Genomic DNA, 19,753 nt, shown 5'->3' on the forward strand with positions numbered 1-19,753 from the left:
TGGTGCGCTGGTGTGTCGCGTCGGTGGGTGAAGGGTTGTTTAGGGTTGGCTTGCTGGTGCCGTAGGCTAGCGGTTTGTGAGTGGTTTGAAAAAGCAGTCTGCAGGTATGGATGCTGCGGGGCGGGATGGCAGGCCCGAGCCGGGTGCTGAGGCACGTTCTGTGGGTAATTCTGGGGGTGTATCGACAGGTGTTGGGGGGCATCCTGGGGGCAAGCCGGCAGGTCATCCGCATGGTGGGGTTGTGGGCGGCAGCGCGGTGGATCCGGTGGTGCGGGGGTCTGTGCCACGGTGGGGGGTAGTGGGTTGTGTGTTGTTGAGTTGGTTGCAAACCGCTGGGCTGGTTGGGGTGTTTGCGGTTGCTAGTGAGGTGCTGGTGGCTGCTACTACTGGTGTGCCGGTTGCTGTCCGGTGGGGTTGGTGGTTTGCGGGGTGGGTGTTGGTTGCGGCTGTAGCTGCGGCTGGGTTGGGGTGGCTGCGATCGTGGCTGGTTGCCAGGTGCACGGTGGCGTTGCGGGAGGCGCTGGTGGCAGCCAAAGTGGCGGCGTGGCGTCCGGGGGCGCCGGTTGGGGGCGGGGATTTTTCCGCGCTCGTTATGCAGGCGGTGGAGAAAACTGCGGCGTTTCGGGCTGGGTTTATAGGTCCTATGCTCGGCAATCTCACTGCCCCGTTTGTGGCGTTGCTGATTGTGGGCGGCTTGGGCGATTGGGTTGCTGCGGCAGCAATTGGGTTGTGTGTGTTATTAGTGCCGGTGGCGGTAGCTGTGTTTCGTCGTTTCTCGAAACCGGTTGGGGTGGCGTATCGACAGGCAAATCAAGCATTGTCCGCATCGTTTTTAGCGGCAGTCGGCGCGTTGGAGATGTTGGTGTATGCCAATGCTGCGGATCGGGTGGAGGCGAGTTTAGCTGCCCGCGGTGAAACGTTGCGGCGCCGGGTGATGCAGTTGCTGCGCATTAATCAGCTGTTGATCTTGGTGGTTGATGGGGTGTTTTTCCTGGCAACTGTTCTCGTTGGGGTGGTGGTGCTCGGTGTGCGGGCAAGCCAGGGTGCTATTGATCCTGCTGCGGCGCTGCTGATCATGCTGGTGTGTACGTTGGTGGTCGGTCCTGTTGATAGTGTTGGCCAGTTTTTCTATATCGGCATTGCAGGCAGGGCTACGCAGCGGGCAATGAGTGGCGCATTGGCGGGGTTGCGCCGCCAAACTGGTCGTCCTGTGCCGGATACGGATTCCCGCACTGCGTTATCGCTCACCCCGGCTGATGGGGCTGATTGCCGGCTGCGGTTGGTTGATGTTGCCGTGGGTTTTGGGCACCAGGAGCCACTTGTTGCCGGGGTGTCGTTTACTGCCCGCCCGGGCGAGATTGTGGCGATTGTGGGGGATTCCGGGGTCGGGAAGTCAACGTTGTTGTCTGCGGTTGCTGGTGCACCGGTGGTGACACACGGCACGATTTTCGTCGGTGACACCCCGGTGACCCCTGCTACGAGTGCACGGTTGCGGGAGTTGATTGCTGTGGTGGAACAGCAGCCGCTGATGTTTCACGACACGATTCGTGCGAATCTGGTCGTAGCTAACCCGTCGGCATCGGCCGATGAGCTTGCCGCCGCTGTGGAGATTGCTGGGCTTTCCGCGACGATTGCGCGTCTTCCCCAGGGGCTTGATACCCCTGTGGGGGATGCTGGCGGGTTGGTTTCTGGCGGTCAAGCTCAAAGAATCAGTATTGCTCGGGCAGCGTTAGCTAACCGACCAATCGTGCTCTTGGATGAGCCGACCTCGCAGGTCGATTTGCATACGGAACAGCAAATCACCTCCGCGTTGCGGCGGCTTGCCCGCGGCCGGGTGACGCTGATTGTCAGCCACCGGCCGGCACCGGTTGCACTCGCCGATCAAGTGATCAATCTCAACGACTATCGTCCTGCTGGACCGGTAGCGGAACAACCTAAAGGGGAAAGGACCTGCCGATCATGACGCATCCTCCTGTTCATAACGCCGCGCACCACGTCACTTCCTCGACTGCGGCACCCCGTCTCCTCGTTGATCCTTCCCGCCGCTGGTCGCTGCTTCGCTGGCTGATCAGCATGACTCGGGATCTCCACGGCCCGTTATGGCTTGCGGTGGGGTGTCGGCTGCTCGCGCAAACCGCGACCGTCATTATTTGGATCCTCGCCTGCCGTACCGTGCTGAGCGCCGCAGCCGAGCATCGCTTCCCGCCACGGTCGCTGGTCGTGCTGCTTACGGTGTTGATTCTTGCTAAAGCGACACTGCGCTATGCCGAACAATATGCGGGACATTTCGTGGCGTTTCGTGCCCTGCAACGGCTCCGGGATCGGTTTATTGCTGCGCTGATTCCCCGCACCCCGGCAGTCACCGCCACGGTTGGCCGGGCGAAACTCACCCAGCAAGCCACCAGCGACATTGACCGGATTGAAGTGATTTTCGCGCACACCCTTCCCCCGGCGATCACCGCAATCCTTCTACCAATCGGGGTGTGCCTCACCGTCGGGCTGTGCTGCAGTTGGCCGCTCGCCTTCGCTGTGGCAGTCCCTAGCCTATTCACCCTGGTAGTGATTCCTGTCTTCACCACCCCGCTATCGTGGACTCAAGCTACCGCTGTCGCTGCCGCCCGCAGTGCCACCAGCCGCCATATTGCCGACACTCTTGCCGGCGCTGGTCTTCTCGGGCAGTACGGCACCGTCAGCCATCGCCTTGCCGAAACCAGAGTCATACTTCACCGACAAGCCGAAGCCACCCGCCGTCTTGGGTGGATCAGCGCCCTCCAATTGGGCGCTAACCAGTTCAGCAATCTCACCGGCATCGGGATCATTATTGTCACTGGCATCACCACCGGAGCGACTAGCGAAGCACTAGTGACCACCCTGGTTGCCTTCATCGCCCTGTGGACACCCATGAAAGCTGTCACCGAATTCGCCGGCTCATTGGACGAAGGATTCGCGGCCACCGCCCGGCTAGCCACCACAATGCAATCCCCGCTCCCGCCGTCGCCGACAACACCAGCCCAGCAACCTTTCACCACCTCATCCCAAACATCTCAATCTGCCGCACGCCAAGCGGTGTTTACCCTCACCGACGTAGGGTTTACTTATCCGTCAACCGACACCGCAGCCGGCAGCACCCCAACCGCCGAACCCACCCTCACCGGGATTACCACCACCATCGCCTGCGGCCACACCGCAATCGTGGGCGTATCCGGATCCGGGAAATCCACCCTCGCCCGACTCCTTGTTGCCGGCATCCAACCCACCTGCGGCACCATCACCTATCAAGGACAGCCCCTTTCCAGCATCGACCCCCAGCTACTCCGCAAGCATGTCTGCCTCCTTAGCCAACGCGACACGCTCATCACCGGCACGCTGCGGGACAACATTGCGCTGCGCAATCCTGCAGCCACCGACACCGAAATACGGCAAGCACTTACTGCTGTAGCCCTCGACTCTTGGGTTGACTCCCTCGACGCCGGCCTGGACACCATACTCGGCGACGAACACACCCCTGTCTCCGGTGGACAAACCAGCCGCATTATTATCGCCCGTGCCTTCGTCGACAATCCGGAAGTAGTCATTCTCGACGAAGCACTCCGCGGCATCGACACCTCCACTGCCCGCACGATCCTCGCCCGAATCCTGCAACGCTTCCCCACTGTCATCGACATCACCCACCGGGTCGACCTCATCGCCGACAACACCCAGGTTCGCCAACTTGACGCCGGCACACTCGTTGCCAGCGGCACAGCTGACACCCTCTTGCACACCAATCACTGGTATCAGCAGCTCGCCGCCATCACCTAACCATTCGTCTGCGGCAAGCCCATCCCGAAAACCACAGCAAACCCCTCACGGCTCCCGGTCGGCGGCAACGCCGGCGCGCCAACAATCGCGGAAACGTATCCCACCCCCAGATAGCCCACCAGCTGCACTGGCGCCGGAATAGGCCACGGGCTCAACCCAAAACATTGGGATGAGCCCGTGGTGCTACCTGTGTACCGCTATTTGACGCGGCGAGCCCCAGCCGACGGGACAGCCACTAAAAATTCCGGTGTGGCAAGACCGGCCTGTGCGGCCGCATCAGCCACCGCGCGACACAGCGATTCAACCTTGTCCACCGCCACCAATGCGATCGCCGAACCACCAAACCCGCCACCTGTCATGCGGGCACCCAACGCCCCCGCAGCCATGGCAGCTTCCTGCGCCGAATCCAACTCGGCACAAGAGACCTCATAGTCGTCACGCAGCGACACATGGGAGGCTTGCATCGATTGGCCGAACGCCGCAAAGTCTTGCGCCCGCAGCTGTGCAATAGCACGCTTGGTACGGTCAATCTCGGAAACGACATGGGTCACCCGCCGCCGCACCATAGCAACATAGTCGTCACGGTCTGTTGCTGCTGGTACATGCTCAGCAGCCCACGCCGCAGCCTGCTCCGGTGCATCGGCGATCTTCCGCAACGGTGCCCCAAGCGCCTCGGTAACCGCATCAATAACACCCCGCCTTGATGCATACTGTCCATCAGCCAGCGAATGCGGGGCATTAGTATTCATCACCACAATCGCTAGCCCGTGTCCGGCAAAATCCGCCGGCACCTGCACAGTAGAGTTGTCGGCATAGTCAATTGCCAACGCCGCGCCCGGCTGACCCAGCAGCGAAATGGTCTGATCCAGCCCACCAGTAGACGCCCCCACCACTTCGTTCTCGGCCCGAATACAGCACGGAATCAGCGCTCGACGGGTGGCTGGGTCAACAGTTTTCCCAGTCGCCAACTCCACTGCACCAACAGCAACCGAACACTCCAACGCCGCCGACGACGACAAGCCGGCACCCAGTGGCACATCCGAAACCAGCGCAATATTCAACCCCCGTGCCGGCATCAGACCAGCTTCAACCGCAGCCCAAATCGCCCCGGCGGCATACCCTGCCCAGTTTGCTGGCTCACCAGGACCTATCTGCGACAAATCAATGGAATATTCGACCGGTTCAGATCCCCCGGGAACGAGAGACACCAACGAGATGCGGTTATCGTCGCGCAAATCCATCGCCGCGAACGTCGACTGTGTCAACGCAAACGGTAAACACACCCCGGCCGCATAATCCACATGCTCCCCGATAAGATTCACCCGCCCCGGTGCCGCCCACACCCCGCGCGGTGACGCACCGAAATGCTGCTGATACAACGCAGCCGCTGCGGCCGCACCAGCTGTGTCATCCCGTGAAGAAACAAACAGTTGAGAATCCATCATTGCCTTACCACCTCAAATACACATTGAACCTAGGCCACGGTGGTAACCATTTTCAGCCTCCGCGGGGCGGCCTGGGAACCGCCCACTGCACCGAGGGAAAACCGTTACGCTAGTTGCCGAAAACGATCCGCAATATGTTCTGGGGTGGTGTCATTGATCCACGCCCCCATTGCCGATTCGCTGCCAGCTAAAAACTTCATACGACCAGCCTGCCGCATCAAGGAATACACCTGCAGATGGAACCGCACATATTGGCGATCCTCCCCTGTCGGCGCCTGATTCCAGGCGGCAATATAAGGGGTTTTCTCCACCCCATCGAAGAACCGATCAAGACGCTGCAGCATGTCCTTATACATCGCTGCCAGCTCATCTTTTTCAGGATCTGTAAGTTCCGTGAAATCCTTCACATCCCGCTTCGGCATAATCATAAATTCAATCGGCCACTTCGCCGCTGCGGGCACAAATGCCACAAAATATTCGCCATCGTGCAGCACCCGGCGCGCCGACTCGCATTCCGCCGCCAACACTGCTGCAAACAAATCTTCACCATGCTCAGCACGATACTGTTTGGCCTGTGCCACAATCGCCTTCGTGCGCGGCGGCACAAACGGATAGGCGTAAATCTGGCCGTGTGGATGCTGCAAGGTCACCCCGATTTCTTCACCCCGGTTTTCGAAAGGAAACACCTGCTCGATACCGTCGATTGCCTGTAACGCAGCGGTACGATGCGCCCATGCTTCAATGACTGTCCGAATCCGGCTGACCGACAGATCCTTAAACGAGGCTGACACATCCGGGGTGAAACACACCACTTCACAGCGTCCACGGGCTGGCAGCCGCGGAAACACCGCTGCCCCGTCAACGGTGTGCTCTGACACCGCTGCTGGATCCATATGCAGCGAAAATGAAGGGAACCGATTTTCAAACACCACCACGTTGTAGTCATCGGCAGGTATTTCCGTGGGTAACTGTCCAGCAGTGGAAGGCGCCAACGGATTTGCATTTGCCGGCGGCATGAACGTCCGATTCATCCGGTGGGCAGCCATTGTTGTCCAATCACCGGTGAGTGGATCACGGCGCATCTCAGAGACAGTTGCGGCCTCCGGTAATTCCCGCGGATCGACCAGTGTTCGGGTTTGCTCCCCCGACACATATGGCTCCGAGTCGTCGAAGTACAACAGTTCACGACCGTCAGCCATTGTCATTGGGGTGACTCGGACCCGATGGTTCGAACCGGTGGTTTGTGGTGTTGATGATTGCGTGCTCATAGCAGGCGGTTTTTCACTCGCTTTTCTAGTCCAAGTCAGTCGTATCAGGAGTTGCTACCACGATAGGTGCGAGCTTCGTCCACACGAAAAAGCCGATCGCCACACCCAGCAGCACTAATCCGACCCACAAATTATCGATTTCATGTTTCATGCTGTCACGAGTGTCCACTGGATCAATAAACATCCAGGTTCCTAACAGCAAAATGCCGTACAAGCCGAGCAGAGCCCCAATAATATTTCGAATATCAAAGGCGCCCGCGGTTTTTGTTCGAGCCTTCATGTTCTTTCTACTCTTTCCTCGTCGCCGGTGCCAGCATCGCCATCGCGCAATGAGGCGACAACGTAACAAACACTGTGTTGGTCGCCCCGGATCGGTGGTGTGTTAAGCAAAAATCGCATTGAGCGTGATCACCATCGCCAAGCACAACAACCCCAGCGGCACAGTCCGTTGTAGCCACGGCTGGCTAGCTTCTGCCGCATCTGAGCGTTGATCCTTCGGGGTAGCCGAATACACAAAACCCACCAATTCCCGGGTTGGCTTTGGGGTTGTAAACAGACTGACGACCACAGCAACCCCGATAGCGGTAACAAACGCCAACGTCGCCGCCACGAACGCTGTGCCCTGCCCCGGCAGGTTAAACACACCACTGTCGCCATTGACGACAAACGTCGCCATCACCCAATACGCTATGGCCATCGCGGTGCCAGAAACCAACGAAGTCCAACCCGCAGTTGGGGTCATCTTCGCCCAGAACATCCCCAAAATGAAGGTGGCAAAAAGCGGCGCATTGAAAAAGCCGAACAGGGTCTGCAAATAGTCCATGACGTTGCCGAAGTTTTGCGCAATCAACGCGGTAAACACAGCGATGATCGTGGCACCAACCGTGGCTAGACGACCAAACCGCAGATAATAGGCATCGTCGCGATCGTTGACCACATAGGTTTGCCAAATGTCGTAGGAAATCACGGTATTAAACGCCGAAATGTTGGCAGCCATACCAGCCATAAAGGAAGCCAGTAATCCGGCGATCGCAATCCCCAACAGGCCGTTGGGCAACATATCCCGCATCAGCAACAGCACCGCATCGTTGGGTTGTACTGCGGGGGAATCCTCAAGATATTCGGCCACAGTCACCGATGCGACCATGCCGGGAATCACCACCAAAAATGGGATAAACATTTTGGGAAACGCACCAATAATCGGAGTGCGGCGGGCAGCTGACAGCGAATCGGAAGCCATAGCGCGCTGTACTTCGACAAAGTTTGTTGTCCAATAGCCGAAGGACAACACAAACCCCAACCCGAACGTGATACCGATCACTGACAGCACTGGGCTGGCGAAACCGGAAAGATCAGTTCCTGGCCAATTGTGGAAATGCGATTCGGGGAGTTGCGCCCGCAACCCTTGCCAACCGCCTGCACGATTAATCCCGATAATTGTCAACGGCAGCAGGGCGGCGATAATGACAAAGAACTGCAGCACTTCGTTGTAGATTGCCGCCGACAAGCCGCCCAGGGTGATGTAGCTCAACACAATGATGGCTGCCACGATCAAGGTGGTAAATAGCGACCAGCCCAGGATCGCATTGACGATTTTCGCCAACAGCAGCAGATTCACTCCGGCAATCAGCAATTGGGCAATGGCAAAAGAGATCGCATTCACCAAATGTGCAGCAGGACCAAAGCGGCGCAGCATAAATTCCGGAACACTGCGCACCTGCGAGCCGTAGTAGAACGGCATCATCACAATGCCTAGGAACACCATCGCTGGAACGGCACCGATCCAAAAATAGTGCATGGTTTGGAAACCGTATTGCATACCGTTTGCCGACATGCCGATGATCTCGACTGCACCAAGATTCGCCGAGATAAATGCCAAACCAGTCACCCAAGCAGGGAGGGAACGCCCGGAAAGGAAGAAGTCGATCGACGATGACACCCTCGATCGGGCTGCCCAACCAATACCTAGCACGAATACGAAATACAGCAGCACGATGAGATAGTCCACGGCATGGACGTCTAAACGCAGATGGTTTGCTTCTGCTAGCAGCACAGCAAGCCCTCCTCAAATAAGGATGTAGGAAGTCCAATCGTTGGCACCTGTTGCCAATCGGAACCCTGGTTGGCGAGCGGCGCGCACAGTGTTTAACCGTAGCACTCAAATTGTGGAACTTTCCGCAAAAACCGTGCATTGCTGCTCATGGCGAATAGGCGCACACGAGCGCTACTCGATCTGTCACCTGCAACTTCCCGCCTATCCATGCGGATCAGCCGCGACAACGCAATATCGGATCCCACAATCCGCTTCCGTCGAAAACCCTCCAGTCACAGCCGCGCCCTCTGTATGCGCTCCCACTAGCCACCTGGGAATTCCAGCTGCTACAGATTGCTTCAGCTCGCGCCTTCTGCTTTCCCATGCGAAAAACACAGATGCCCTGCTACCGACGCAATGTCGATACCAGGGCAATTGTGATTACCGCAGTCGTTATGGTTAGCGAGCTTGTAGCTTACTTCCCACTTTACGGTGCAACCGTTGCGGAATTATTTTTCTTCGTCAACCGGCACCAGCGAAATCTTGTTGCGGTCGTCGATGTCAGCAATCTCAACCCAAATCCGGTCGCCCACATTGACTACATCTTCGACGCGCTCAATACGGGTTTTCCCACCCAGCTTGGAGATGTGAATGAGACCGTCACGGTTCGGCAGCAAGGAAACAAACGCACCAAAGTGGGTGGTTTTCACCACCGTGCCGTAGAACCGTTCACCAACCTGCGGCAGTTGCGGATTAGCGATAGCGTTAATCTCGTCGACAGCTTTCTGCGCTGATTCCCCGTTTTGTGCCGACACATACACTGTGCCGTCATCTTCGATGGAGATATCTGCACCGGTGGTCTCCGAAAGCTGGTTGATGTTCTTGCCCTTCGGCCCGATCACTTCACCAATCTTCGACACAGGGATCTTCACCGAAACAATGCGTGGTGCCAGCGGCGACATTTCATCCGGCCCGTCGACCACCTGCGCCATGGTGTCCAGGATCTCCAGGCGTGCTTCTTTAGCCTGCTCCAACGCACCTGCGAGCACCTTCGACGGAATACCGTCGAGTTTGGTGTCAAGCTGCAACGCTGTAACGAACTCTGCGGTACCTGCAACCTTAAAGTCCATATCGCCGAATGCGTCTTCCGCACCGAGGATATCGGTCAATGCCACATAGCGAGTTTCACCGTCGACCTCATCGGAAACCAGCCCCATGGCAATACCTGCAACCGATGCTTTCAGCGGTACACCAGCGTTGAGCATCGACAAGGTGGAGGCACACACCGATCCCATCGAAGTGGAACCATTCGAGCCGAGCGCCTCAGAAACCTGACGGATGGCATAGGGGAACTCTTCCCGGGAAGGTAACACTGGCACCAGTGCACGTTCCGCAAGGGCGCCGTGCCCGATTTCGCGACGCTTCGGGGAACCAACTCGACCAGTTTCGCCGGTGGAGTATGGCGGGAAGTTGTAGTGGTGAATGTAGCGCTTCGACGTTTCCGGCGACAGCGAATCGATTTGCTGCTGCATTTTCAGCATATCCAGTGTCGTCACACCCATGATTTGGGTTTCGCCACGTTCGAACAGCGCCGACCCGTGTGCCCGTGGGATGAGAGCAACTTCCACCTCAACGTGGCGAATATCTTTCACGCCACGCCCATCGATACGGAAGTGATCGGTGAGAATTCGACGCCGCACAATCTGCTTGGTGATGGCGTTGAACGCGTTACGGACTTCCTTATCCCGCTCCGGGAACTTCTCGGCGAACTGCTCCGAGATCTCATCGAGATATGCAGCAGTTGCTTCGTCGCGATCCTGCTTACCAGCAATAGTCATCAGCTTTTCAATTTTGCTGGTGGCAGCCTTTTCAACAGCGGCGAACACATCGTCTTCATAGGCTGGGAACAGCGGGAACTCTTGGGTATCCTTCGCCGTTTTTTCAGCCAACACCTGCTGTGCCTTGCACAAGGTTGCGATAAACGGTTTTGCAGCTTCCAAACCTTCGGCCACAACTTGCTCAGTTGGGGCTGGGGCGCCTTCCGCGATCCGCTCAACCACAGATTCTGTAGCGCCCGCTTCCACCATCATGATGGCCACATCTTCACGACGACGCTTACCCTTGCCAGTTTCAATCATGCGACCGGCTACCACCATCTCGAAGATGGCCTGCTTATGCTGGGTGTAGTTCGGGAACGCAACCCACTGGCCTTGGGGATGTTCATCGTCGACGATCAGTGCCATGCGCACACCACCGACTGCCCCAGAAACCGGCAGACCGGACAGTTGTGTCGCCGCAGAGGCAGCGTTAATTGCCACCACGTCATACATTTCTTCCGGATCCATCGACAGCACAGTGATCACACATTGCACTTCGTTGCGCAGCCCTTTCACAAAGGTGGGGCGCAGCGGTCGGTCGATGAGGCGACAAGCCAAAATAGCATCCGTTGAAGGACGCCCTTCCCGCCGGAAGAACGAACCAGGAATACGGCCGGCGGCATACATCCGCTCTTCCACATCAACGGTCAGCGGGAAGAAGTCGAATCCCTCCCGCGGTTGGCTGCTGGCAGTGGTGGTTGCCAGCAACATCGTGTCATCATCTAAATATGCGGTAACCGAACCGCCAGCCTGCCGAGCCAGCAGACCAGTTTCAAACCGGATAACGCGGGTGCCGAAGTCCCCATTATCGATGGTTGCTTCGACAGTTGAGACGCCGTACTCGTCTTCAAAAAATGTAACGTCCTTCATGGACAAGGTAACTCCTTATAGCGTTGCCTTCACCTTTTTCCGGTGATCATCGGTGCCACCGGTTGCAACTGCATCAGTTGCATGAAACGACTCCAAAATGAAGGCTGCGCTACAGAGTAGCAATAAAACGACCAATCCCGCGATCTGCAGTATCCCCAATAACGCAGCCAGTGCAGCGTGATATTCCCGCCGGCTGCCGTTGTCAGGGATTTATGGTGCGACCACCAGGCTATTTCAATCAATACACCAGGTAGACAGCGCATCAGCTGTGCAGCGAATCGACTTCTCGCCACAGCGACTGCGGGGGGATTAGCAGGGGTGATTCACCATCCTGGTGGGGGCATATTCCCCCAGAGAAAGAACAAACCGCCCCAACACCAAGGTCTTTTCCCATTTGTATAGGGATTCAACTTCTGATGTGAGGCGGCTTGGCAGTCATTCCCAGTGGCAACCGGCCGTCAACGCATGCGATGAACCGGCGAAAGCCACCAGGTGATGCAAACGATTAGCGACGCAGACCCAGACGGGAAATCAGGTCACGGTAGCGTTCAACGTTGTTTTCCTGCAGGTACTTCAGCAGACCCTTGCGACGACCGACGAGCAGCAGCAGACCACGGCGGGAGTGGTGATCGTGCTTGTGCTCCTTGAGGTGCTCGGTGAGGTCGCGGATACGCTTAGTCAGCAGAGCCACCTGTGCTTCCGGGGAACCAGTGTCGGTCTCGTGGAGGCCGAACTCGGCCAGGATGGTCTTCTTTTCTTCGGCAGTCAAAGCCATTGTTGGTTTCTCCTTGTAACGTAAGGTAGAGCGAATATTTCAGTCCACATCAACACACCAGCGGGGCGTCATCACTAAAGTCAACGGGTTGTTCCCATAGCTCGAAGACGAAACTGCATCGACAATCAATACCCAATGAGTGCCCCCAACATCACTTCGTCAGTGGTGTTGGGCAACCCGTGGGCGACGATCGTCACAGCAACGCGATTCGCGCTGGCGCTGACTGACTGCTGTGGACCACAGTAAGCCAGACAACAGCGGTCAAATCTACCACAGGCTACAGCAAGCAAACAACATGCGCTGCGGCAGCTGTGCAAAGCGGGCACTCCCCCACCGCCGCAAACAGACCAATTCGACTAGTAGATATCTAACCGTTGCTTCGTCGCAGCAACATCACGTGCCATCGCCGCTAGGAGTTCGTCAACCGAGGTGAATTTTTCCATTCCCCGAATACGGTCGACAAAACTTACGCTGACCTGCCGATCATACAGATGAGCGTCTTGATCTAGCACAAAAGCTTCCACCGACCGGCGGGCGTCACCAAACGTAGGATTGTTGCCGACACTAATAGCAGCAGGATACCGGCGATGCGGCTGCATATCGCCGTCGACTGGATCATCATCGTTGATAACAAACCATCCGCAATACACACCATCGGCAGGTAGCGCGACCGAATCATCGAAGTACAAATTCGCGGTAGGATACCCCAGCTCACGACCGCCGCGTCCAGCTCCACGACACACCACAGACGACACGCTATACGGTCGTCCCAGCATTGCACCGGCGTGCGCTACATCACCTGCAGCCAATGCTTGACGAATCGCCGAAGAACTTACCGTGGTTGCACCATCGTCATCGATGAGCAGTGGCGCAATATGAATCTCAACGTTGTAGCCGCGTCCTAAATCCTGCAATGTGGCGGTATTGCCGCTGGCTTTATGGCCGAAGGTGAAATTTTCCCCCACAAAGACTGCCTGCGCCTGCAAACAGTCAACAATCACTAGAGAGAAAAACTCTGCTGGGCTCATTGCTGCAAGTTCGGCATCAAATTCGATCGCCAACACATAATCAACCCCATGTTCTTCTGCCCGGGCGCAGCGACTCACCACTGTTCCTAGCAGTGCTGGCATGGCCTGAGGTGCGACAACCTTGAGGGGATGCGGATCAAAGGTGACCAGCACCAACGGTAAACCGAGTTGCCGTGCCCGCACAGCAGCCCGATCAATCAGCGACTGGTGCCCGCGGTGCACGCCATCAAACATCCCGATCGTCACCACACACGGTCCGATCGTCGAAGGATACGCATCTACTCCAGTGAACATTTCCACGATGTACCACACTACGTGATTGCGTTTCGATACTCGCCCGGTAGGGTTTGTTTCCATGACCGCTGCAAGCAACACCCGTCCATTTCCCCTCGCCGATTCTGGTGTCATTGTCATCGACAAACCACTGCACATCACCTCCCACGACGTGGTGGCGGCGGTGCGGCGAGCCATGGGCACCCGCAAGGTTGGTCACGCTGGAACGCTAGATCCGCTGGCTAGTGGCGTGCTCGTGGTCGGAGTACAGCGGGGTACCAAAGCATTGGCACATCTCGTAGGACTGTCGAAAACCTATGAGGCAACAGTGTGCTTCGGTGCAACATCTACCACTGAAGATGCCGGTGGTGTAATCACCCCCACGGCAGACGCCTCATCGTTGACACTGAGCGACCTGGCAGCAGTTGCACCACAATTCCGCGGCGATATTTTGCAGCGGCCGTCATCAGTTTCAGCAATCAAAATTAACGGCAAACGCGCACATCAGCGTGTCCGTGAGGGCGAAGAGGTCACCATCCCGCCACGTCCAGTAACTATTGACCAGCTGGAATTCACCTCCGACCCCACCTATCGGGGTGCCACCATGGAAATCGCTATGCGGGTGCACTGTTCCTCCGGCACCTATATTAGGGCGCTTGCTCGTGACTTAGGGGAAGCGGTTGGCACCGGGACATATCTCACCGATTTGCGGCGCACTGCGGTAGGGCCGTTCACTGTTGCACAGTCTATCGACCTCGACACACTCGCTGCTGAACCGCACCTAACCCACTCCATCGACGAAGCGTTGCAAGCGGTGTATCCCACGTTGCACGTCGATGACTCCGAATATGCCGCCCTTGCCCAAGGCAAATGGCTCGAACCGCGAGGGCTCGTCGGTGTCCATGCCGCAGTCAACCGGGACGGTCAGGTAGTGGCTTTAGTAAAAGAGTCCGGTAAACGTCTGGCCACCACATTTGTGGCACGCCCATCGACACTGTAGCGACCACCGCAGGGTGCACACAGCGCTCGCGGATGCAATCTGCGGCCGAAGCATTCGCGGATCAGGGTAACCCTTCCAGGGGTTGTTACGATGCCAACATATTCGTCGGAATCATCGCCGAAGACATGATAAACCCGTGGGCAACCCCCCATTTGCCTTCAATGAACGGCACCGGGGCATCCTGCAGCAGCGGATATGCGACGAAGGTTCCATTCATCCGAACGTCGATTTGCACCTCTTGAAAATCTAAGTAACGCAGCGCAATCGGATACCAAGCTTTAAACGCAGCTTCTTTCGCAGAGAACACAATACGGTCGGCGTATAGCAAGCCCGCCCGCTGCAGCTCCCACACCTGCTGCTGTTCACTGTCGCTTGCTATATGTTGCAAAATTGAATCAGAAAAACAGCGTGCAGGTTCCACATCAATCCCCAACGAGGCGATCGTGCGTTGTGGTGCGACAACAGCCGCCCGCAAACCAGCCGAATGGGTGATCGAACCTGTCACCCCTGCCGGAAACATGGGCATGCCTTTTTCACCCTGCTCAATGGGTGCCGGGGAGGATATTCCCAATTCGCGGAGCGCCTGGTGTGCACACCAGCGGGCGTCAGCAAACTGCGACTTTCGCACATCGACAGCATCGCGCACACAGCGCGCTTCCGTCGGATAAAGCGAAGGCAAATGTTCCAGGGACTGCAGGTCACCAACCCGTAATATCCATTTGATTCGGGCACTGGAAGGGAATAGTTGATAAAACGTCATTACCGCGGCCCCTCCATAACTGGATATGGCCAGGGTTGTCCGGCATGATGTTCCCACTCGCGAGGATAGCCAAGCGAAACCTCGATATGTTTTACCCCATCGACTTGGGTAATCCCCGGCGTGTGCAGATGACCATAGACCACCGCTTGCGCCCCATACCGTTTCCCCCAACTGCGCGTATGGCGCGTCCCGCACCACAGCGACAGCTCCGGATAGGCCATCCGCTCGACGGGTTCAATAACCAGCGGCCAGTGGTTGACCAAAATCGTAGGCCCACTAATTTTGCCCAGTCGCTTGACAGAATAAGCCAACCGGTCCCAGCACCAGGCGCGAATATCGACAAATGGGGCGATCGCGAATTGGTCAGTCATCACCACTTGCCGCCGGTGGGCAGCTTCCACCGCATCGTCGACACTCATACCAGCCATCCGGAAGGAATAATCGTAGAGCGTAAACAGCGGCACGATCGTCACACCGTGGAACACGGGATAGGGATCCTCCGGGGTGAGCACATCGATCGCCCGTAGCGCGGCGACTAGCTCGTCATACTTTTCCCTGCCCTGGTAGCGATCGGTGGAGCGGCAAAATAGTTCATGGTTGCCAGGCACCCAAATTACACAGGCGAAACGACGCCTCAACTCGGCGAGGACTTCCACCACAAGCTCGGTGCGTTCAGCCACATCACCGGCCACAATCAGCCAGTCGGCGGGGTTTGCGGAGGTGATCGCATCAATCTTGGGACGATTGTCGCGTACTGCTGCATGCAAATCAGAGACGGCCCACAATGTGTGGCGCATTCCTGCTCACCTCCTCGCTGTGATGGATACTTCCCAACCGGCAGCGCCAGTCTGCTGTGCTAGCGCTGTATTCGATAAGGAAGTCTACCGGCTATTGTTCCCAATGGGGGGAAGGATCCTGTCGCCAGCCTGTATCGAGGTTGTCCCTTCCCCGCACAACACCCCAGTTTTGATGTTTTCCAATCTCGGTTGCGCGATCATTGCTGCACCATCTGCCCCAACGGGATGCTTGCGGCAGCGAAACGACACCGATGCCGCCCCGGTCAGCGTGCAGCAGATCCGCTGCCACAACGCGTGTATCCGGTATCGAATCTTCAAGTTTTTCCCATGCTGCTTGTGATTATTCGGCGCCTGCTCGCGCCCACCGTAAAGACTGAAACCGCCACACCACAAACCCGAGACGAAGCAGCAAAAATGCCAGCAAACCACCCCACACGCCGGTTAACCCAAGATCGAAATGGTAGGCAAGCCACACACCGGGGATAAACCCGAGTAGCGCACTGAGCATCGTCGCGTTGCGAAGAAACACCACATCACCGGCGCCAAGCAGCACCCCGTCGAGCGCAAACACCACACCGCCGATGAGGATCGCGGCAACAAGCATCCACCACGGATAGTGCATCGCAGCCAGCACCGTGTCTGCTGTGGTGAAAATTCGCGGAATAACAGACGCACCCATACCGAATATGGCTGCGATTATTGCAGCTAACACCGCCGACCAGGCCAGAATTTTTTTGCCAAGCGCATGTGCGTGGCTAGCGCTTATTCCTCCGAGTGCGGCACCGATGAGGGTTTGCGCGGCGATGGCCAACGAATCAAGAACCATGGAGATGAAAGACCACAGTTGCAGCATGATCTGGTGGGCACCAAGTGAGGCCGCCCCAAAGCGAGCGGCAACCGCAGCAGCTGAAACAAATGCAACCTGAAAAGACAGCGAACGTGCAATGAGATCCCGCCCCATCACCAGCTGTTTTTTCATAATGGTGCCATCGGGTTTCCAGGAACCGTCATGCATTTTGTACAAGCACAGTAAAAACCCGATAGCGGTGATAATCTCGCCGATGAGATTGGCATAGGCCGAGCCGACAATCCCAAATCGGTGCACAAGCAGCGGCACAAGGAGCGCTGCAGGCACAATACCTAGCAGCGTAAACACCAGTGGCAATCTGGTGTTTTGAATACCGCGCAGCCACCCGTTTCCGGCCATTGTGGCCAATATAAGCGGAACACCGCAACCGGCTACCCGCAACCACAGTGTTGCCTCGTGAGCCACCACAGGATCATCAGCAAGCCACATCGTCAACGCGGGGGCAAACACCACAATCAGCGTGGCAAGACCAATCCCCACCGCTAAGGCAACCCAGGTGGCTTGTACGCCTTCAGCGATGGCATCCTTTCGCCGTCCGGCGCCGAAAAGCCGCGCGGACCGTGCCGTGGTGCCATAGGACAAGAAGGTTAATTGGGTGGTCACTTGTGCCTGAATCGTTGTTGCCGCACCGAGCGCTGCCAAATCATGTTCGCCGAGACGCCCAACTACTGCAGTGTCAAGCAACAAGTACAGTGGCGGGGCGGCCAACACGCCAAGTGCTGGGAGTGCCAACGCCAAAATCTCAGCAATGGAAACCGTGGGCTGGTTGCCAGTCTGCGCCGATGAAACGGTCGGTGAAGAAGCCACCGCAAACACCTTCCAGTGAGTCGAATTTTTTCAAGAGCACAAGCCCTGTTCACCTGCGACACTAAGGGCTGCTACTGCTTGCTCTGCCAGGTGAGCACACTGTGCGCCGCAAGAGCCAGCAGGCTTTGCAGGGCAAATTGTGGCCTTCTAGCCCGCGTAGTGTACCTGGCGTTGCGCCATGCCGCGTGTCTGATCTGTCGTCGATAATGCTAGCAATAGTTGCTCAACAAGCTCTGGCAGTACTTGTTGACGGGCGCGGGACTTCCCCTTCAAGATCTCATTGCAATTACTAAGCACCAACAACCGTGTGCGAAAAAACGTTGTGGTGATTCAATCAGCCATTTACCGACATCTGCACCAGTAGGGTGAATACCGCTTCAGCCCGCGCACAGTCACCAACCTTGGTAAGGAATTAGCGATTGGCGTATGCCTGATGTGCTGCGGCCGCAATGGCATCGAGGGCTTGCTGCGGCGTTGCAGCATGAACAGTGGCACCACTGGCGAAGGTGTGTCCGCCGCCGCCCAAAGCAGATGCAATCTGGGCGACAGCAGTGGCGGTGGAACGGAAGGACACCTGGTAGGTTCCGGGCACAAACTCTTTGAGTAACACCCCGAAATCTGCTCCGTCAACAGCCCGAATATGGTCGGTGAGCGCCTCCACGGCGGCATGGTCAACACCAGCAATAATGTGATGTGCTGCGGTAAGAGCAACAAACCGAATATTGGTATCTGCGACAGGACACACCGTGGTGGTCGCCAGCACTCTTCCCATCATTGCCAACTCGTCGGCTCGGCGCCGATCCAGCAGCTCCATCGACCAATGCGAGCCGTCAACACCTAAAGACAGCAACGCTTGAGCCATTGCATGCATGCGGCCAGTCCCCCACCGAAATGATCCTGTGTCGGTAAGTAGCCCGGCATACAAGCTTGCAGCAATACGTGGGGTTATCGACATGCCGGCGGAAAGCATCCAGCGCCACAACACCATCGTGGTTGATTCCCAGCCGGCGGCAATACAATTCAGCGATCCAAAACCACGGTTGGTTGCGTGATGATCAATCACGGCAAGCGTTCCGGCGGGACCAAATTGCGCAATCTCGTCGGCAAGACTGCCGCACCGCTGCAAATCACCACAATCTACGGTGATGACCCGATCAACCTGCGGCAGGGTGGTACAGGTCGCTATTTGATCAGCCCCTGGAATGGTGAGCAAAGAAGATTGCAGCGGCTCGGATTGCCCAATCACACCACAGGCTTGCAGCGCCATTTGTCGAAGTTGCTCGACTACTGCGGTCACTGATCCTATGGCGTCACCGTCTGGTCGAATATGTCCGACAACAGCAAACGAGGTTCCTTGGGCTACGAATTCGGTAAGCCCCGGAAAATCTAGCTCCTGCTCGTCTGCAAATAGTGAGCTGTCGTGCAGGTCGTTGGTGTGAGATGTGTGCATGAGCCAGTGATATTCCTTCTGCAATGTAACCCAAGTTCATTAACGACCGGATACAAAACAACAGCCGTGTCAGGGGTGCAAATGCCAAGGGGACGCTGCAGCTGGGATGACGCCACTAGTTGGATAACAGTTGTGCAGCGCCCCGGTTGGGGCAATGGTGTCGTTTACCCTGCCCGGGTTTACGCGTCGGTATCCTTGTATGGATCTGCTTGCCCTGCAGGCGTGGCGTGCGCCCGCAGCCTCGCGGTTTCCTCATCACGAGCTTTCGCCCGAGCCAAAATCGCCTCCAATTCGGCACTGGTTTCGGGAACTGTGTCTAAGGTGAACGTCAATGTGGGGGTGAATCGAACCGACAGCTGGTCACCGACAATTTTGCGGAGTTGTCCACGAGCCCGTTTGAATGCTTCTTCTGCTGCTTGCAGATCTGGTTCTTCGTCGACAGTGCGTCCACGCACCGTGTAGAACAAAGTGGCGTCGTGCAGATCACCGGTGACCCGGCAGTCGGTGATGGTGATGTATTCGAAGCGGCGGTCTTTGACCTCCCGCTCAATGGCGGCGGCAACGATTGTTTGGATCCGTTTCGCCATCCGTGCGGCACGTGCATGATCAACCATGGGTTGCCCTTTCCATTTGTGTGTTTGCTTTGGGGTGTAGCTGCTTGTTGTTGTGTTGTTGCAAGTGCAACTTCGCCCTGCAAAGGGC

At 57.1% G+C, this 19,753-nt stretch carries 15 protein-coding genes; 3 read left to right on the plus strand and 12 right to left on the minus strand.

What is annotated here, in order from left to right; genetic code table 11:
* The first annotated feature begins 76 nt into the window (after positions 1 to 76).
* Together CCHOA_RS06360 and CCHOA_RS06365 are read left to right on the plus strand one after the other, a co-directional pair.
* Complete coding sequence (locus tag CCHOA_RS06360) at positions 77 to 1,963, plus strand: ATP-binding cassette domain-containing protein (RefSeq protein WP_123928370.1); 1,887 nt, start codon at positions 77 to 79, stop codon at positions 1,961 to 1,963.
* Entirely contained in the window at positions 1,960 to 3,801 is a 1,842-nt protein-coding gene (locus CCHOA_RS06365) for an amino acid ABC transporter ATP-binding/permease protein (protein WP_123928373.1), read from the plus strand. Before CCHOA_RS06360 ends, CCHOA_RS06365 begins: the two co-directional genes overlap by 4 nt.
* A 197-nt stretch (positions 3,802 to 3,998) precedes the next feature.
* On the opposite strand, the gene galK is transcribed toward CCHOA_RS06365, so the two are convergent.
* The 7 genes from galK to CCHOA_RS06400 all read right to left on the minus strand — a co-directional run bounded on the left by galK (position 3,999) and on the right by CCHOA_RS06400 (position 13,390).
* The gene (galK, locus tag CCHOA_RS06370) at positions 3,999 to 5,246 is read right to left on the minus strand and encodes a galactokinase (protein WP_123928376.1); all 1,248 of its coding nucleotides are present in this window, start codon (positions 5,244 to 5,246) and stop codon (positions 3,999 to 4,001) included.
* A gap of 104 nt (positions 5,247 to 5,350) precedes the next feature.
* Positions 5,351 to 6,514, minus strand: a complete 1,164-nt coding sequence (gene galT / locus CCHOA_RS06375) for a galactose-1-phosphate uridylyltransferase (protein WP_123928379.1) — start codon at positions 6,512 to 6,514, stop codon at positions 5,351 to 5,353.
* A 25-nt stretch (positions 6,515 to 6,539) separates the two neighbouring features.
* Complete coding sequence (locus CCHOA_RS06380) at positions 6,540 to 6,794, minus strand: cell wall anchor protein (RefSeq protein WP_123928382.1); 255 nt, start codon at positions 6,792 to 6,794, stop codon at positions 6,540 to 6,542.
* 102 nt (positions 6,795 to 6,896) lie between these two features.
* Complete coding sequence (locus CCHOA_RS06385; RefSeq protein ID WP_123930942.1) at positions 6,897 to 8,564, minus strand: sodium:solute symporter family protein; 1,668 nt, start codon at positions 8,562 to 8,564, stop codon at positions 6,897 to 6,899.
* A gap of 491 nt (positions 8,565 to 9,055) precedes the next feature.
* On the minus strand, positions 9,056 to 11,293 hold the full coding sequence (locus CCHOA_RS06390) for a polyribonucleotide nucleotidyltransferase (RefSeq protein WP_123928385.1): 2,238 nt from the start codon (positions 11,291 to 11,293) through the stop codon (positions 9,056 to 9,058).
* 505 nt (positions 11,294 to 11,798) lie between these two features.
* Positions 11,799 to 12,068 carry a 30S ribosomal protein S15 gene (gene rpsO / locus CCHOA_RS06395; RefSeq protein ID WP_123928388.1) on the minus strand — a complete coding sequence of 90 codons (270 nt, stop codon included), beginning with the start codon at positions 12,066 to 12,068 and terminating at the stop codon, positions 11,799 to 11,801.
* Between the two features lie 356 nt (positions 12,069 to 12,424).
* Positions 12,425 to 13,390 (minus strand): bifunctional riboflavin kinase/FAD synthetase, encoded by a 966-nt coding sequence (locus CCHOA_RS06400; RefSeq protein ID WP_123930945.1) that lies wholly within the window; start codon positions 13,388 to 13,390, stop codon positions 12,425 to 12,427.
* 61 nt (positions 13,391 to 13,451) lie between these two features.
* Here CCHOA_RS06400 and truB point away from each other — a divergent pair, with 61 nt between their 5' ends.
* A complete protein-coding gene (gene truB, locus CCHOA_RS06405; protein WP_123928391.1) occupies positions 13,452 to 14,369 on the plus strand; it encodes a tRNA pseudouridine(55) synthase TruB in 918 nt (305 codons plus the stop codon).
* 85 nt (positions 14,370 to 14,454) lie between these two features.
* Here the strand turns inward: truB and CCHOA_RS06410 are convergent, their stop codons facing one another.
* From CCHOA_RS06410 to rbfA, 5 genes are all read right to left on the minus strand, one after another.
* Entirely contained in the window at positions 14,455 to 15,129 is a 675-nt protein-coding gene (locus CCHOA_RS06410; protein WP_123928394.1) for a 4'-phosphopantetheinyl transferase family protein, read from the minus strand.
* Positions 15,129 to 15,926: a metallophosphoesterase family protein gene (locus CCHOA_RS06415; protein WP_123928397.1), complete on the minus strand. Its 798-nt coding sequence runs from the start codon at positions 15,924 to 15,926 to the stop codon at positions 15,129 to 15,131. The genes CCHOA_RS06410 and CCHOA_RS06415 overlap by 1 nt, the downstream gene beginning before the upstream one ends.
* A 340-nt stretch (positions 15,927 to 16,266) precedes the next feature.
* On the minus strand, positions 16,267 to 17,601 hold the full coding sequence (locus tag CCHOA_RS06420) for an MATE family efflux transporter (RefSeq protein ID WP_377739838.1): 1,335 nt from the start codon (positions 17,599 to 17,601) through the stop codon (positions 16,267 to 16,269).
* Positions 17,602 to 18,013: 412 nt separating this feature from the next.
* Complete coding sequence (locus CCHOA_RS06425; protein ID WP_123928399.1) at positions 18,014 to 19,051, minus strand: DHH family phosphoesterase; 1,038 nt, start codon at positions 19,049 to 19,051, stop codon at positions 18,014 to 18,016.
* A 179-nt stretch (positions 19,052 to 19,230) separates the two neighbouring features.
* Positions 19,231 to 19,665, minus strand: coding sequence for a 30S ribosome-binding factor RbfA (rbfA, locus tag CCHOA_RS06430; RefSeq protein WP_123928401.1), 435 nt, complete (start codon positions 19,663 to 19,665; stop codon positions 19,231 to 19,233).
* Positions 19,666 to 19,753 lie beyond the last annotated feature (88 nt).

Source organism: Corynebacterium choanae, from assembly GCF_003813965.1.
GTDB lineage: Bacteria > Actinomycetota > Actinomycetes > Mycobacteriales > Mycobacteriaceae > Corynebacterium > Corynebacterium choanae.